Source organism: Flavobacterium sp. (assembly GCF_043722275.1).
Classification (GTDB): domain Bacteria; phylum Bacteroidota; class Bacteroidia; order Flavobacteriales; family Flavobacteriaceae; genus Flavobacterium.
This window is the reverse complement of record NZ_JAYSPC010000105.1, coordinates 60,243-77,383: the sequence shown is the minus strand read 5'-3', so window position 1 is coordinate 77,383 and position 17,141 is coordinate 60,243. Positions and strand designations below refer to the sequence as shown.

17 protein-coding genes are annotated in these 17,141 nt (G+C 28.0%); all 17 read left to right on the top strand.

Features of this window, described 5'->3' with window-relative positions; translation table 11 throughout:
- The first annotated feature begins 96 nt into the window (after nucleotides 1–96).
- The 17 genes from ACHZDT_RS13315 to ACHZDT_RS13235 all read left to right on the top strand — a co-directional run bounded on the left by ACHZDT_RS13315 (nucleotide 97) and on the right by ACHZDT_RS13235 (nucleotide 17,116).
- Nucleotides 97–1,224, top strand: coding sequence for an acyltransferase family protein (locus ACHZDT_RS13315; RefSeq protein WP_394775118.1), 1,128 nt, complete (start codon nucleotides 97–99; stop codon nucleotides 1,222–1,224).
- A 39-nt stretch (nucleotides 1,225–1,263) separates the two neighbouring features.
- Nucleotides 1,264–2,286 carry a glycosyltransferase family 2 protein gene (locus tag ACHZDT_RS13310; protein ID WP_394775117.1) on the top strand — a complete coding sequence of 341 codons (1,023 nt, stop codon included), beginning with the start codon at nucleotides 1,264–1,266 and terminating at the stop codon, nucleotides 2,284–2,286.
- A gap of 13 nt (nucleotides 2,287–2,299) precedes the next feature.
- A complete protein-coding gene (locus ACHZDT_RS13305) occupies nucleotides 2,300–3,775 on the top strand; it encodes an oligosaccharide flippase family protein (RefSeq protein ID WP_394775116.1) in 1,476 nt (491 codons plus the stop codon).
- A 35-nt stretch (nucleotides 3,776–3,810) separates the two neighbouring features.
- Nucleotides 3,811–4,443, top strand: coding sequence for an acyltransferase (locus tag ACHZDT_RS13300; RefSeq protein ID WP_394775115.1), 633 nt, complete (start codon nucleotides 3,811–3,813; stop codon nucleotides 4,441–4,443).
- Nucleotides 4,440–5,363: an NAD-dependent epimerase/dehydratase family protein gene (locus ACHZDT_RS13295; protein WP_394775114.1), complete on the top strand. Its 924-nt coding sequence runs from the start codon at nucleotides 4,440–4,442 to the stop codon at nucleotides 5,361–5,363. Before ACHZDT_RS13300 ends, ACHZDT_RS13295 begins: the two co-directional genes overlap by 4 nt.
- Nucleotides 5,356–6,531 (top strand): glycosyltransferase, encoded by a 1,176-nt coding sequence (locus tag ACHZDT_RS13290; RefSeq protein WP_394775113.1) that lies wholly within the window; start codon nucleotides 5,356–5,358, stop codon nucleotides 6,529–6,531. Before ACHZDT_RS13295 ends, ACHZDT_RS13290 begins: the two co-directional genes overlap by 8 nt.
- A 38-nt stretch (nucleotides 6,532–6,569) precedes the next feature.
- Nucleotides 6,570–7,412 (top strand): glycosyltransferase, encoded by an 843-nt coding sequence (locus tag ACHZDT_RS13285; protein WP_394775112.1) that lies wholly within the window; start codon nucleotides 6,570–6,572, stop codon nucleotides 7,410–7,412.
- Between the two features lies 1 nt (nucleotide 7,413).
- Entirely contained in the window at nucleotides 7,414–8,607 is a 1,194-nt protein-coding gene (locus ACHZDT_RS13280; RefSeq protein ID WP_394775111.1) for a hypothetical protein, read from the top strand.
- Nucleotides 8,573–9,283, top strand: a complete 711-nt coding sequence (locus ACHZDT_RS13275) for a glycosyltransferase family 2 protein (protein WP_394775110.1) — start codon at nucleotides 8,573–8,575, stop codon at nucleotides 9,281–9,283. The genes ACHZDT_RS13280 and ACHZDT_RS13275 overlap by 35 nt, the downstream gene beginning before the upstream one ends.
- 37 nt (nucleotides 9,284–9,320) lie before the next feature.
- Nucleotides 9,321–10,064 carry a glycosyltransferase family 2 protein gene (locus ACHZDT_RS13270; RefSeq protein ID WP_394775109.1) on the top strand — a complete coding sequence of 248 codons (744 nt, stop codon included), beginning with the start codon at nucleotides 9,321–9,323 and terminating at the stop codon, nucleotides 10,062–10,064.
- Nucleotides 10,034–10,963, top strand: coding sequence for an NAD-dependent epimerase/dehydratase family protein (locus ACHZDT_RS13265; RefSeq protein ID WP_394775108.1), 930 nt, complete (start codon nucleotides 10,034–10,036; stop codon nucleotides 10,961–10,963). The genes ACHZDT_RS13270 and ACHZDT_RS13265 overlap by 31 nt, the downstream gene beginning before the upstream one ends.
- A gap of 10 nt (nucleotides 10,964–10,973) precedes the next feature.
- Nucleotides 10,974–12,092, top strand: coding sequence for a GDP-mannose 4,6-dehydratase (gene gmd, locus ACHZDT_RS13260; protein WP_394775107.1), 1,119 nt, complete (start codon nucleotides 10,974–10,976; stop codon nucleotides 12,090–12,092).
- 48 nt (nucleotides 12,093–12,140) lie between these two features.
- Entirely contained in the window at nucleotides 12,141–13,073 is a 933-nt protein-coding gene (locus tag ACHZDT_RS13255; RefSeq protein ID WP_394775106.1) for a GDP-L-fucose synthase family protein, read from the top strand.
- Nucleotides 13,074–13,083: 10 nt separating this feature from the next.
- Nucleotides 13,084–14,277, top strand: coding sequence for a hypothetical protein (locus ACHZDT_RS13250; RefSeq protein ID WP_394775105.1), 1,194 nt, complete (start codon nucleotides 13,084–13,086; stop codon nucleotides 14,275–14,277).
- Between the two features lie 319 nt (nucleotides 14,278–14,596).
- Entirely contained in the window at nucleotides 14,597–15,562 is a 966-nt protein-coding gene (locus tag ACHZDT_RS13245; protein ID WP_394775104.1) for a glycosyltransferase family 4 protein, read from the top strand.
- Nucleotides 15,559–15,984 (top strand): WxcM-like domain-containing protein, encoded by a 426-nt coding sequence (locus tag ACHZDT_RS13240; RefSeq protein WP_394775103.1) that lies wholly within the window; start codon nucleotides 15,559–15,561, stop codon nucleotides 15,982–15,984. Before ACHZDT_RS13245 ends, ACHZDT_RS13240 begins: the two co-directional genes overlap by 4 nt.
- Nucleotides 15,977–17,116, top strand: coding sequence for a DegT/DnrJ/EryC1/StrS family aminotransferase (locus ACHZDT_RS13235; protein WP_394775102.1), 1,140 nt, complete (start codon nucleotides 15,977–15,979; stop codon nucleotides 17,114–17,116). The genes ACHZDT_RS13240 and ACHZDT_RS13235 overlap by 8 nt, the downstream gene beginning before the upstream one ends.
- The last annotated feature ends 25 nt before the right edge of the window (nucleotides 17,117–17,141 follow it).

The window sequence follows — 17,141 nt, the reverse complement described above, 5'->3', positions numbered from 1 at the left end:
TTAACTTACGTATTCATAAATATATATTAATTAAAAGTTATTTGTGTCTTGCTTAATATTGTCGAATAATATATGTTTTTAAGATAAAAGTTAAAAATGGAAAAAAAAATACACTTTGCTAATTTAAATACACTACGTTTTATAGCAGCTTTCTTAGTTGTTATAGCACACACAGAACAAATTAAAATGGCTAAAGGATTATCAAATATTTATGATATTCCGTTTGTAGAAATAATGGGAAGTCTTAGTGTCGATTTATTCTTTGTGTTAAGTGGATTCTTAATAACATCTCTTTTATTTATAGAGAAAGAAACACCTTCTGGAATATCAATAAAAAAATTTATTATTAGAAGGTTACTGAGAATTTGGCCATTATATTTTATAATTATGCTTTTAGGATTTTTTATTCTACCTCAATTTCAAAATTTAAAAATTGGTCCGCCTTTTGTTGATGTTAATGAGTCTTTTACTGCCAATGTTATTTTATATGTTTTATTTCTTCCTCATATACAATCTATTATAATTGGTCCAATTTTGTATTGTGTTCAGGCTTGGTCAATAGGTATTGAAGAACAATTTTATATTTTCTGGCCATTTGTTGTTAAAAAATTTAATAAAAGAAAAATAGTTTATTTTATTTTGGTTTTTATAACTTCATATTTGTTCTTATGCCTTTTGATATCGTTAGCAACACGCAATCAAAATTTAATTGATAAATTCTCTTTAACTACTTTAGAGAATATAAATATAATTTTCAGGCATCGACTTAAATTTGACTGCTTGCTTATAGGCGCTTTATTTGCGGTAGTAAACACTAAAATAAAAGACGAATATTTTATATTCAATAAATATTTTCAAATATTTATTTACTTATTGGAAGGGGTATTATTATTCTCTGGCTATGATTTTCATGGATTTTTCTGGGAGGTACATGCTGTGTTATATGGTTTTATTATATTAAATCTTGTAAGAACCAATACAAGTGTAATAAATATTGATTATCCAATTTTTGATTATTTAGGAAAAATTTCCTATGGTGTTTATATGTATCATATAATCATTATTAATTTAGCTATTACCTTATTACAAAAATATGACTTACTTGTAATAGCTTACCCAATTATATTCATATTTGTAATTTTAATTTCTAGTTTTTCATATAGATTTATTGAAAGCTATTTTCTAACAAAGAAAAAAGATTTTTCGGTAATATCTACTGGGTAAATAGCTGAAATAAAGATATAAACTAAAAAAAAACATTCGGTGTTAAATAGAAATATTAAGTTAACTCCAATTATAAGTATTTGTATACCAACTTATAATCGTTGTAATAAAGTATACAAGCTTATTAATAATATTTTACTTTATCAGGGTACTGAAATCGAAGTCATAGTATTAGATAATTGTTCTACTGACGAAACAAAACATTTATTAAGTGAAATTAAAGACCCTCGTTTTTCTTTTATTCAAAATGAGGAAAATATAGGTGGCGTTTTCAATTTATTGAAAAGCCTTAGTTTGGGATCTGGAAAATTTTCTATGCTTTGTCTTGATAAAGATTCTTTAGACCATAGACAAATAGACAAAATAATCAAGCATATAAATTTAGATTCTGAAGTAGTATTTGGTCATTGTAATCAAAATTTACAAAAATACAGTGAAGACGTTTTTTATGCTAAGGGTTATGATTCTGTTGTTAATATGGCATATTTATCTAGACATCCTACAGGAATGTTTTATAAAACAACTGAATATAATGATCTTTCACTTGTAAAGAAAATATTTGTTGAGAAACAAATGTTTCCATTTTACACTGATATGATTAATGCTGAAATGGCAATGATCGGTAAATCTCAAATTATAAATGTACCTTCATTTTATACAGAAAGTAAAGATGAAGCAAGTAAATCTCCATCTTTTACTTATGATGTGAATAATGCCTATTTTTCACCAGCTAAAAGGATAGTTGAATTTGATACCTATCTTGAAAATGCGCAAAATTTAAATTTATCATCTAAAGAATTATTTAGATTGATTTTTACATTATACGGTCACGAATTGATGCAGTCTACATTCGGATATAGATATATGATTGAAGACGATCATGTATGCTTACACAATAGAATTGCAAAAGAAAAAGTTGGTTTCGTAAAACTCTGGAAGTTAAATTTTTTATTTACATCACATTTTTTTAAGAAAAGGATGAAAATAAATATAATGCAAAAGATATTAATTGTTTTATGTTGGAACACAAAATTTTTATTAAAATCATTTTTATCTAAATAAGCATTCTGTAAAAATGATAGAAAATAAGGAATCGTATAAACAAATTTTCAAGTCAACAACTATTGTTGGTGGAGCTCAAATTATAAATATTTTAATTGGAATAATACGAAACAAAATTATAGCAATACTGTTAGGTCCTGCTGGAGTTGGGATTGCCGGTATTTTTCAAACAATTGTTGAATTAGTTCGAAATGGAACTGGTTTAGGTATTAATTTTAGCGGTGTAAAAAATGTAGCTGAGAATAATGCTGATTCTCAACGTGTTGCGAGAACAATATTGATACTAAGGCGTTGGGAATTTGGAACAGGTCTTGTTGGAACCCTTGTTGTTGTTATTTTATGTAATTTTTTTAGCAATTATTCATTTGGTAGTGATAAGTATACATACAGCATTGCGTTAATGTCAGTAACGTTATTAATTAGTGCTGTTTCAGCAGGACAGTTAGCAATTTTACAAGGCCTGAGACGCATTAAAGAAATGGCCAAAGCTACTCTTTTAGGATCGATTCTTGGAACTGCAGTTTCTCTGCCAATTTTTTGGTGGTTAGGTATATCGGGCATTGTACCTTCTATGATTATAACAGCACTGGGATCATTATTTTTTTCGTGGATATATGCTAGAAAAGTTATAACAGAAAAATTAGATTTATCTTGGTCACAAACCTTCTTTGAAGGTTTAGGTATGGCTAAACTTGGTTTTTTTATTGTTGTTAATGGTTTTGTTGCTACAGCATCATTATATGTTGTGCGTGTAATGATTAGATCTCATTTAGGAATGGAATCTGTAGGGTATTTTCAAGCCGTATGGATTATATCTACAATGTATGTTAATATTTTACTTAACTCCATGCTGGCAGATTATTTTCCTAGGTTAAGTTCTATTAAAGAGGATAAAGCTGCAAGTAACAATTTGATAAATCAACAGTTAGAAATGACGCTCTTAGTGGGTACACCAATGTTGATGGGAATGATAGCTTTTGCATCACTATCAATTAGTGTATTATATACAAATTCATTTCATACAGCAATTCCAGTTTTAAAATGGCAAATGATGGCCTCATTTTTTACATTTATTAATTACACAATTGGAGTTTTATATCTTTCTTTAAACAAAGGATGGTATGCAATAATTATAGAAAGTGTAAGGCAACTTATTTATATAGCTAGTGTTTATTTTGGATGGGATTATTTTGGATTTAGTATTTTAGGGATTGGTTTTTTAATTGCAAATGTGGTTAGTCTAATTGTTAGTGTTTACAGTGTTAGGCATCTTAATTCATTTTCTTTCTCTTACATAAACATAAAAAATATTCTCATTCTGGGAAGCTTTGTAATTTTATCATTAGTAACGTCTTTATATTTTAAAGGTTATATTCAATATCTGGTTAATATATTTCTTATCATATTAGCTTCTGTTTTCAGCTTTTATAGATTGAATAAATTGCTTGACATAAAAAAATGGATTACAGCTCGTTATAAAAAAGGATAATTAGAACTCAAATAATTAAAAAGATATAAGAAAACATGTTATCACGAATAATTAGTCTTTTACGTAAATACAGATCTAAAAAGAATCTAAAAAAAATAAGGAATTATCTAGTAGTTGGGAATTCTCATTTTTTTGAGCAGTTTTCAATTAGTTTAACAAAACCATTAAAAGATAAAAAGTATGTTACGATAGGTGATGATACAATTTTAGATTGCTCAATATTATTTGAATCTTCAGAGGGTGAAGTAATTATTGGTAATAACGTTTTTATTGGAAGAAGCAGTTTAATCTGTAGAAGTAAAATTGAAATTGAAGATAACGTTTTTATGGCTTGGGGAATATATATTTATGATCACAACTCCCATTCTCTCAATTATGGAGAAAGACAAAAAGATATTTCTCAGCAGTTACTGGATTATCGAAGCGGTAAACTTTTTATTGAAAATAAAGATTGGAATGTTGTGGATACAAAACCAATTAAAATATGCTCTAACGCTTGGATTGGTATGAATTGTATAATACTTAAAGGCGTAACAATAGGAGAAGGTGCTGTTGTAGGGGCCGGAAGCGTAGTAACGAAAGATGTTCCTGCATGGAGTGTAGTTGGAGGTAACCCGGCAAAAGTAGTTAAAAATCTTAATGATCAGCTAAAGAATAAAATAGAATGAAACAAGTTTTAATAACAGGGGCTTATGGTTTTTTAGGCAGAAATGTATCAAAATATTTTCATGATGCGGGTTGTCATGTTACAGGAATTGGACATGGAAAATGGGATCAGGATGAATATTTAAATTGGGGTGTAGATTGTTGGGTTGAATCAACAATTACATTTGAATCTTTAATTAATATAAATAAAATTTTTGATATTATTATTCATTGTGGAGGTAGTGGGTCCGTTGGTTTTTCTACTCAAAATCCATACGAAGATTTTCAAAAAAGCGTACAAAGCACACTTTCTGTATTAGAATATATTCGCCTTAGAAATCCTGGTTGTAAATTTATCTATCCCTCAAGTGTTGCGGTGCAAGGGAGTTTACCGGATGCAAAAATTGAAGAAAATACCATAGGAAATCCTATTTCGCCTTATGGATTTCATAAAAAAATTGCTGAAGAACTCTGTCAATCATATCATATAAATTATGGTTTAGAAATTGGTATCGTTCGATTTTTTTCTATTTATGGGGTTGGACTTGAAAAACAATTGCTTTATGACGCCTGTAAAAAACTATCATCTAAAAACGAAGATGAAGCTGTTTTTTTTGGCATGGGAACAGAGACAAGAGATTGGATTCATGTTCTGGATGCAGCTTCATTAATTTTTAAATTCGTAGAAAAACTAAAAGGAATGGATATCATAAATGGTGGAAGCGGCGAAAGAACTGAAATAGGTACTGTTATAAATATATTAAATAATGAATTTAATAATGCTAAAACAATTAGATTTAATGGAATCGTGAGGCAGGGTGATCCTAAATATTTTTGGGCAGATGTTAATCATGTTTCTCGTTACAATTGGCAACCTAGTTTAAATCTTAGTGATGGATTAAGAGAATATGTTAAATACTTTAAAAAATCAAAAAATGGTTAAAATTGCTTTCCTTTTAAATTATCCAACGAGTTATAAAGCAGCAATCAATTATTTCCGCAATCTTTTTTATGCAATTGACAAACATCTTCAAGACAAGGTAGAAATAATTTTATATGTTCCTGATAATATTGAGAATGAATATCTGGAAATATACAGTCCTTATGCAAAAATTATAAAAACTGATATTTTAAGAAGAAATTCTCTAAGTTGGTTTATAGATAAAATTGGTCAGAAGTCTTTTGATAAAAATATTCTCCTTGAAAAGCTATTAATAGATTCAAAAATTGATATTGTTAGTCACTCAAGTTTTATTTCAAAAAAAATTAAAACTATAAATTGGATAATGGATTTTCAGCATAATCATTTTTACAATTTATGGACAGACAAAGAATTACAGGCTACAAAGAAGTTTCTTGATAGATTGATAATGAAAAGTGACGGTATTTTTCTTAGTAGTGATTCTGCATTTCAAGATTACAAAACTGATTATTTAAACGAAAGTGATAAAGTTAATATCTTACATTTTGTGTGCCAGCCACAACAGGATATTAGTAAAAGAATGACAGAATCAGAAGAAAAAGAACTTCTGGATAAGTATAATATCAATAGACCGTTTTTTTATTTGCCTAACCAATTTTGGTCACATAAAAACCATATGGTTGTCTTTAAAGCAATAAAAAAACTTAAAGATCAGGGATATAATCCTCTTTTAATAACATCCGGGTTAATGCATGACTTTAGAAAAAAAATGAGTCATATTACTGATTTACAATCATACGTTAAAGATAATAATTTAAAAAGTAACATATTCTTACTTGGTTTAATACCATACCAAGATGTATTAAGTCTAATAACATTATCTGCGTGTGTAATAAACCCATCACTTTTTGAAGGGTGGAGTTCGACAGTAGAAGAATCAAAGACCATGGGGAAAAGGTTGATTTTATCGGATATACAAGTTCATAGAGAACAAAATCCTGAATTTGGTTTTTATTTTGATCCTTTAAATACGGAGCAATTATCAATTCTTATGGAAAAAGTAATTAATGACGATTTAAAGATAAATAGTCTCACCCAGGAAGAATTAAATGTTAATTTACAAAAACGAACTAAAAAATTTGCAAATGATTTTTTAAATGGAGTAAGGAATGTCCTTGACAAAAAATAATTTGTAACGACACTAATAAACTAATTCTGAATTAAAACATGCCTATTTTTAATATAAATGATTTATGCGTCGTTATTGTAATATATAATGAAAGTATAAAAGATTCCATTACATTTACCTCTTTAAGTAAAAGTATAATGGAATATCCTACTCCATTAAAGATCGTTATTTATGATAATAGTGAAAATAAGCAAGATATAGAAATATCAGATTATCCATATTGGGATATAACTTATATTCACGATAAAACTAATCCCGGAGTAAGCAAATCATATAATATTGCTTCGAATTTGGCCTTTGATTTAAAAAAGAAATGGTTGTTGTTAACTGATCAGGATACTTTTTTTCCAGTGAATGCTATAGATGAGTATTTAAAAGCTATTAATAATTATAAATCTTATAATTTATTTGTTCCAATATTAATGTCGGGAAATATTCCATTCTCGCCCTCAAAATATTATTTTTCCAGAGGAAGTGTTTGGAAAAATCCAAAACAAGGAGTTTGCAGTTTTAAAAATAAAACACTGTTAAATAGTGGGATTTTTGTTAGTGTTGAAGCTTTTCAAAGTATAGGCGGTTACAATGAAAAAGTTAAATTATACTTTAGTGATTTTGATTTTGTTAGTAGATTTAAACTAAAATATCCGGAATTTGTAATTATAGATTTAGTTTGTTTTCACCAACTATCAGATGTTGTAAATATTGATCCTGCATCAGCATTAAGACGATTTAAATATTATTGTGAAGGATCTTATTTTAGTTCCCGATCAAAAAAAGAATACACAATGCTTTTTTTAACGGTTGGTTTAAGAGCAATTAAGTTATCTTTTAGATATAATGATATAGGCTTTTTTAAAATTTTTAAGAAGATTTATATTTAGTATGATAAAATCTATAATAAATTTTGTTTTTGCAATTTTGGTGTTTATTTTAATTATAGACCCAGGAGACAGAATATTTCATTTAAAAATTCCACTTTTTTTTCTAGTACTAATTTTATGGTTTTTTTATAAAACTTCAAACACCATTTTTTTTCGTAAAGACATAGCCTATATTGTTTTTGTTTTTTTAATGTTACCAATAATAAGTGTTGTAATTTGCTTTTTGCAAGGCAATTTTGTAAATATGGAGTTTGCATTAGGGTTTTTAAAATCATTTAGTATTATTGTTTTACTTTTCCCTATTGTAGATATTAATATTCCAACTCTAAAATATTTAATTAACAATAGTTTACTTTTACCTATTATAGTGCTATCAGCATATGTAATATTTCTTTTTATACCTGATATGATTAGTCCTATTTATAGTTACACAGAAGAAAAAGATATAGCAAAGTTTGGATATAGAAATTATTACGGTTTTATTGTTGTGATGTTATATTACAGAACAACACCATTACTAGTTTTTCCTCTAGCTTATTTTTGCAACAAATTCACGACCGGTGATAAAAAAGTCAAATCATTTTTATTGGCTTGTACTGTGTGTTTTACATTGATATTGTCAGGTACCAGGGCGAACATTGTAAGTGCGCTAGGAATTTTATTATATTATATATATATATATTATAGAAATAAAAAGAATAAAATACAGCTGATATTATTAATCTCAACAGTAATATTCGCATTAATCACTTTTATAGGCAGTTTATCATTTGACGAAAAAGATGAGTCAACTGAGGTTAAATCTGGACATTTTACATCTTATGTGGATTTATTTAATAGTCACCCGGAATATTTGATTTGGGGACAGGGTTTGGGCAGTGAGTTTTATTCGAAAGGAGCCTCTAATATGACTCCCCAAACAGAACTCACCTATTTGGATATGATTCGGTTTTTTGGGATTCCTATGATGATTATATTATTAGTAATTCTATTTTATCCAATATATTATATTGTAATGAATTATAATGTCAAAGAGTACAAATTTCTAATAATTGCTTATTTTACCTATTTGTTTATAGCTGGAACAAACCCATTGTTAGTAAGTTCAACTGGTATTTTGGTTATAATAGTAATGTATTCACTTATTAAAAACAAAAATAATGTACACGATTTCAGTTTGCATAGCCACTTATAATGGCGGAAAATTTATAAAAGAACAGCTGGATTCTATTTTATTACAATTGAATACATCTGACGAAATTATTATAAGTGATGATGGTTCATCAGATAATACTTTAGAGATTCTAGAATCATACAATGATTCTAGAATTAAAATATTTCGAAATTCCTTTCGAAATATAATTTTAAATTTTGAGTTTGCTTTAAAGCAAGCAAAAGGAGATTATATTTTTTTATCAGATCAGGATGATGTTTGGTTACCAAATAAAGTAAAGGTTTTTTTGTACTCATTAACTTCTTATGATGTGGTAGTGTCGAACTGTAAGGTAGTAAATGCGAATCTAGAAATTATTAATGAATCCTTTTTTCAATTAAATAATTCCAAAAAAGGTTTGCTTTCAAATCTTATTAAAAATTCATACTTGGGATGTTGTCTGGCTTTTAAAAAAGAAGTTTTAATCAAGGCACTGCCATTTCCTAAAACTATTCCGATGCATGATATTTGGTTGGGTTTTGTTTCTGAACTTTTTTTTAAAAGTAAATTTATAGAAGAACCATTGTTACTATATAGACGACACGGAAAAAATGAATCACCAACAGCTGAAAATTCACCATATAATTTATTTCTAAAGCTGAAGTTTAGATTAAATATTATTAAATATTTACCGGCCCTTTATTTTAAAAAATGGTAAGTATTAATCATGCTTACAAATATAATAAAATACATAAATGAAAATATCAATAATAACAGTTTGTTATAATAGTTGTAATACAATAGAAAAAACTATACTATCAGTTAAAAAACAAACTTATAAAAACATAGAATATATAATTGTTGATGGTAATTCAAAAGATAAAACCGTAGAAATTATTCAAAATCATCAGAAAGAAATTTTTAAATGGATTTCGGAACCAGATAATGGGCTTTATGATGCAATGAATAAAGGAGTTGCAATGGCAACAGGGGATTTAGTAGGTATTTTAAATTCTGATGATGTTTTTAATTCAAATACTGTGATTGAAGATGTTGTTAACTTTCATCTAAAATATAATATAGAGGCATCAGTAGGGAATATTGTTCAGCATAAAGAAGATGGAAAAATCATAAGATTGTATTCATCCAAATATTGGAATCCGGGGAAACTTAAAGTTGGTTTTATGCCTCCCCATCCTTCCATATTTTTTAAGAGAGATCTTTTTTATAAGTTTGGAAATTACGATTTAGGATTTAAAATAGGTGCAGATTATGAATTAATAACTCGCTTTTTCTTGAAAAATAAGATTACTTGGAAATATTCAGGGATTACTACTACTGCCATGCTTGTAGGAGGATTAAGTAGTTCAGGTTCTTTGTCTTATAAGTTGATTACCAAAGAAATCCAAAAAGCGCTATCTATGAATGGAGTTTTATTTTCTCCTTTAAAGATTAAAATGAGGTTTTTTTGGAAAATAATAGGATTCTTGAAGAAATGAAAATAACAATTACAGGAGCATCCGGTTTTGTTGGAATAAATCTTCATAAATATCTTAAACACGCACATATGATAAATAATATGAGTGTACGTTATTTACCCAATCAGATCTTTGAAATTAAGACGGATGCATTTATACATTTAGCAGGTAAAGCTCATGATTTAAAAAAATCTTCAAGTCCTAATGATTATTATGAAGCTAATTTTGAGCTTACAAAACAATTATTTGATGCTTTTTTAGTCTCAGAGGCTTCTATTTTTATATTTATGAGCACCGTAAAAGCCGCAGCCGATGATTTAGATGTTATTCTTACAGAGGATTATATTCCTAATCCAAAAACTCATTATGGTATTGCTAAACATCAGGCGGAACAATATCTTTTAAATAAAGAAGTTCCAAAGTCAAAAAGAGTTTATATTTTGAGACCTTGTATGATTCATGGGCCAGGGAATAAAGGAAATTTAAATTTGTTATATAAAATTGTAAAAAACAAAATTCCATGGACATTAGGAGCTTTCGATAATCAACGTTCTTTTTTAAGTATAGAGAATCTTTGCTTTATAATTGAAGAATTACTAGAAAATAGTGCAATCCGATCAGGGATATATAACATTGCTGACGATCAAACTTTGTCAACTAATGAATTAATTAGGTTATTGGGGAGTAGTCTTGGCTTTCAAACTAATATTTGGAAGATTAATTCTCATTTCATAAAATCAATTGCAAAAGTTGGTGACTATCTGAATTTACCTTTAAATTCAGAAAGATTGCAAAAGCTAACAAGCAATTATTCAGTTAGTAATGAAAAAATTTTGAAAGCTATTAAGAAGCCCTTACCAGTATCGGCAAAAGAGGGTCTTATGACAACTTTTAATTCTTTTAAAATAAATAAAATTTAAAATAAATAAAATGAAAATAGCGCTTATTACAGGGGTCACAGGACAGGATGGTTCTTACTTAGCAGAATTATTATTAGAAAAGGATTATATAGTTCATGGTGTTAAAAGAAGAGCATCTTCTTTTAATACACAACGTATTGATCACATCTATCAGGACCAACACGAAACACATGTGAATTTTAAATTGCATTATGGAGATTTAACAGATTCTACTAATATTATTCGAATTATCCAAGAGGTACAACCTGATGAAATCTATAATTTAGGAGCTATGAGTCATGTAAAGGTGTCTTTTGATTCTCCAGAATATGTTGCGAATGTTGATGGTATTGGTACATTACGAATTTTAGAGGCAGTGCGTATTTTAGGTTTGGAAAAGAAAACACGAATTTATCAGGCATCAACATCAGAATTGTATGGTGGTTTAGCTGAGAATAAGAACGAAAAAGGATTTTATGATGAGCACTCACCTTTTTATCCGCGTTCGCCTTATGGAGTAGCAAAAATTTATGGTTTCTGGATTACTAAAAATTATCGTGAGGCTTATAATATGTTTGCTTGTAATGGAATTTTGTTTAATCACGAATCGCCACGTCGAGGAGAAACTTTTGTAACTCGTAAAATAACTATGGCTACAGCTGCTATTGCTTTAGGAGAACAAGATTGCTTATATTTAGGGAATTTAGACGCTCAACGTGATTGGGGACATGCCAAAGATTATGTAGAAGCTATGTGGCGCATTCTTCAGCAAGATATTGCAGAAGATTATGTAATTGCTATGGGAGAAACTACATATGTACGTGATTTTGTTAAAATGTCCTTTGAAGAAGTTGGAATAGAAATCGAATTTAGGGGACAAGGAGTAGATGAAAAAGGGTACGTCGCTTCTTGTAGCAATCCAGCATATCAGATAGCGTTGGGGAAACAGATCATTTCAGTTGATCCCCAATATTTCCGTCCAACAGAAGTGGACCTGCTTATTGGAGATCCTACTAAATCAAAAACTCAACTAGGATGGATACCTAAATACGATTTGGCTGGATTAGTAAAAGAAATGATGGCATGTGATCTTCAGAACGTTCAAAAAGAAAAAATGTTAAGAGAAGTAAGATCGAGTATTAAATATTAATTTAAATAAATCAAGATATTTTATTCTTGAAATTAGGAAATTAAAATTATGAATTTAAATGATAAGATATATATAGCTGGACATCGCGGAATGGTAGGTTCAGCTATTTTACGACAATTGAAATCCGAAGGATATACTAATTTTATATTAAGAACATCTTTTGAGCTAAATTTGACAAATCAACAAGCAGTTGCTGATTTTTTTGAAAAAGAAAAACCAGATTATGTCTTTTTAGCAGCAGCAAAAGTAGGAGGTATTATAGCTAATAATACTTACAGAGGAGATTTTATATATGAAAATTTGATGATACAGAATAATGTAATTCATCAATCATATGTTAATGATGTAAAAAAATTAATGTTTTTAGGTTCATCTTGCATTTATCCCAAAATGGCTCCACAGCCTTTAAAAGAGGAATATATGCTTACAGGAGAATTAGAACCTACAAACGAACCTTATGCGATTGCGAAGATTGCAGGTATTAAAATGTGCGATGCTTACAGAGATCAATTTGGTTGTAATTTTATTTCAGTTATGCCTACAAATTTGTATGGACCGAATGATAATTATGATTTAAAAAATTCTCATGTATTACCAGCAATGCTGCGAAAATTTATTACAGCTAAACGTAATGGTGATGCTGCTGTAACCATTTGGGGAACAGGAAGTCCAAAAAGAGAATTTTTGCATGTTGATGATTTAGCTGAAGCTTGTTTATATTTAATGGAAAACTATAATGATTCAGGGTTAATAAATATTGGTATTGGAGAAGATATCACTATTTTAGATTTGGCTATTTTAGTTAAAAAAATTGTAGGTTTTGAAGGGGGAATTTTAACGGATGCCAGTAAGCCTGATGGAACACCGAGAAAGTTAATGGAGGTTTCCAAATTAAATAGTTTGGGGTGGAAAGCTAAAATCACTTTGGACGAAGGGATTAGAAAAGTGTATGAGGATATAAGAAATAGTGAATGGGATTAAAGTATAATATATGAATTTGAAATTATTTAAAACTGAAACTTTTTATAATCATAATTTAGAGTTTTTTTTTATAGCTTTTTTATTATTTTATTTATTTAGTGCTGTTTTAATTAAATTTTTCCACTTTTTTTATTTGCTCGATTTAATACTACCAACATTAGCAATTTTAAAATTAATAGTTTTCTTTTTCTATTTAGTAATCCTGATTGCAAATTTTAAAAGGAGGCGAAAGATTTTTATTTTTACAAGTTTCCTCCTTTTGGTATTTTTAATGGGGAATTTAAACTTGGGAAAAATTATAACTCTTTTTAATAATTCTTACCATTTTAACGATTTGTACAAGTATTCTTTATCTATGAATATTACGTATTTAATCAAATATTTATACCCCTTTTTTTTTTTAGGAGTATTTTCGTTATTAAAAAATAAGCAAAAAACTATTAAAGACTATTTTGTGACTCTTGAAAAAACACTAATTTTTAATGCTTTTTTTGTTTTTTTAGGTTTTTCCTTCTCAATTGATTTTTTTCAAAGTTACATGCATTCAAATCGTTTTGGATACAGCGGTATTTTAGAAGCTGGTTTTTTGGAGTATCTACTAATGATTGTGATTTCTAGAAAATTATTTTTAGATGAAATTAACTTGAAATTAGCTATACTAACAATATCTAGTTTGCTCATTGGCACAAAAATCATCATTTTATTTTATATTGTATTACTTTTCTATTACTTATATGAAAAAAGAAAAGTAAGATTGTTATTTATTTATATAGGAGTTATGTTTTTAGGATTATTTTTTTTAAAACCAATCATTAATGTTTTTGCAAAAATTTTTCCTTTTTGGCAACCAATACTTAATAAATATGGTTATCTAACCTTGATTACTTCAACAAGGGATTGGAATATCCAAAATACAATAGAATATATCAGATTAAATGGAACATTAAAAAATTTATTCGTTGGTGGTCTGGAATTTTCTAAATGTGGTGTGGAGATGGATTTTATTGATTTGTTTTTATTTTTCGGAATTATTGGAACCGTTGTATACATATTATTCTTAGGTAAGTTAATCTATAAAAGCTATCACCTGATTCCTTTAATAGCAGCTTTTTTTTCAGGAGACTTTTTATTGAGTACTATAACTATTTCTATTTATTTTTTATGGATGTATGAATCGCATTCTGAACAAAAGGCATTATTTTAAATTAAATTTGTCTTGGTATTATTTTATTATTGAAAATGCTTGTAAAAACAGTATAATTGTAAGTAGTTTTTGCTTGTAGGATTTCATGAAAAAATTAATATTCGAAAAGTGTCATTATAATATTACACTTTGCCATTAAATGTTATGTGAGTTCTAATGAAGAGAAAGATATTATTTTAACCGAGATCTAGTGTAATAGTTTGGTGTTTGAATAAATAAAATAAAATAAAAATGAATAATTGAATTTAACTCAAATCTATGTTAATAAATATGACATTGAAATATTTTTTTTTCATAATAAGATAAATAACTATAAATAATGCAATACACGATAGTTGGAATTCTTTTAATGATTATGATGTTACTTTATTTCAAAGTAGCAGATCGTTTTAACATTGTAGATAAACCCAACGAAAGAAGTTCACATACTGAAGTTACATTAAGAGGCGGAGGAATAATTTTTTGGTTTGCTGCTTTATTATATTTTGTGCAACACATCGAGAGTAATTACTTTTTCTTTACAGGAATTACATTGGTTAGTTTAGTTAGTTTTTGGGATGATATTCAAAGCTTATCAAATAAAATTAGAATTTCAATTCACTTCTTGTCAATTTCGTTGATTTTTTATGATTTAGGAGTTTTTAATTTGATGCCTTTATACGGAGTTGTTCTCGCTTACATCCTTGCTATAGGGTTAATTAACGCTTATAACTTTATGGATGGCATTAACGGAATAACTGGTTTGTACACTCTAGTAGTAATGGGTTCACTGTTATATGTTAATAAAAATATGCAATTTTTTATTGATGCTGTTTTTATAAAGTATGCAATGATTGCGAGTTTAGTTTTCCTATTTTTTAATTATAGAAAAAAAGCAAAATGTTTTGCTGGAGATATAGGTAGTATTGCAATTGCTTTCTGGGTTATTTATTTGGTTTTAAAGCTTATTTTGATAACAAATTCAGTTGTATGGCTGTTGTTTTTAGCGGTGTATGGAGTTGATGCAATTTGCACTATTATACATCGTCTGTATCTAAAACAAAATATTTTTCAGGCCCATCGTCTGCATTTATATCAGGTTTTGAGTAATGAATATAAAATTCAGCATAGATTAGTTGCCGTATATTATGCAATAGTTCAAATAGGAGTTTCAGTTTTAGTTGTCTTTTTATATCACAAAGTTCAGGATATATTATTGTTTGTAATTGTAATAATGCCTCTACTTTTAATATACTCTTCTAAGTTTTATTTGTTAAATAAAAGCAATTTAAAACTAAACAGATGATTCCTAAAATAATTCAGGGAGGAAATTTTTCAGACCATCGCGGAACTATTTCATTCGTAAATGATTTTAGTTTTAAAAATATTGAAAGGTTTTATATTATTAGTAATTCTGATGAAAATCCAATTCGTGCCTGGCAAGGTCATAAGTTAGATGCTAAGAATTTTTATTGTTTAAATGGATCATTCAAAATTCATTTTGTTCAAATTGATAATTGGGATAATCCTTCTAAAGATTTAATTATAGATACAGTAATCATTTCTGAAAATGATAGTAAAATACTTCATATTCCGGCAGGTTATGCGAATGCAGTACAATCTTTGGAAAGTAACTCAAAACTAATTTCATTTTCTACTTTACCATTATCAAATGTTGAAGATGATGATGTACGTTATACATCAGATTATTGGATAATTAATGAATAATAAACCGATTTATTTATCCCTTTCTCAACAAAGCGGTTTCGAGAGCGAATACGTTCAAAGAGCTTTAGAAACAAATTGGATAACTTCCGGTGGACCAAATGTAGATGAATTTGAGAATGTTTTAGAAGATTATCTTAAAGAAGAATCATTTGTTACAGCTTTAAATTCGGGTACATCAGCGATTCATTTAGCTTTAATTTTATTAGGTGTAAAAGCAGAAGATGAAGTTATTTGTCAAAGTTTGACTTTCTCAGCATCAGCAAATCCTATTTTATATCAAGGAGCAATTCCTGTTTTTGTAGATAGTGAACCAGATACTTGGAATATTTGTCCGGAACAATTAGAAATCGCTATTAAAGATCGAATTGAAAAAGGTAAAAAACCTAAAGCAATCATTACAGTTCATCTCTACGGAAATCCATATAAAATTGATGAAGTACATGCAATAGCAAATAAATATAATATTCCAATTATAGAAGACAGTGCCGAAGCTTTTGGAAGTTCTTATAAAGGAAAAAAATGCGGCACATATGGAACATTTGGAATTCTTTCATTTAATGGAAATAAAATAATTACCACTTCTAGCGGAGGTGCATTAATTGCGAATTCAAATGATTTAAAAGAAAAAGCTGTTTTTTATGCTACTCAGTCAAAAGATGAAGCGGTTCATTACCAACATAGCGAAATTGGATACAATTATAGAATGAGTAATATTTGTGCAGGTGTAGGTCTGGGACAGATTCAAATTTTAGAAAAAAATGTACTTGCCCGCAGAGAAAATCATTCTTTTTATAAAGAAATTTTTAAGGAGATAAAAAGCGTAAAGCTTTTTGAAGTTTTGAATGAAGATTATTATTCAAATTATTGGTTAAATACTATTTTAATAGAACCAAATAAACAGAAAGAAAAAGACAGAGAGCGTTTAAGATTAGCATTCAAAAATCAAAATATTGAAACACGCCCACTTTGGAAACCCATGCATCTGCAACCTGTATTTGAAAAATATCCTTATTACGGAAATAAAATAGCTCAGGATTTATTTGAAAAAGGATTATGTTTGCCATCAGGTTCCAATTTAACAATTGAAGATAAAAATAGAATTAAGGAAGTAATTAAAACTTTCTTTAACTAAGATAAAAATAAATAAGAGTTATATT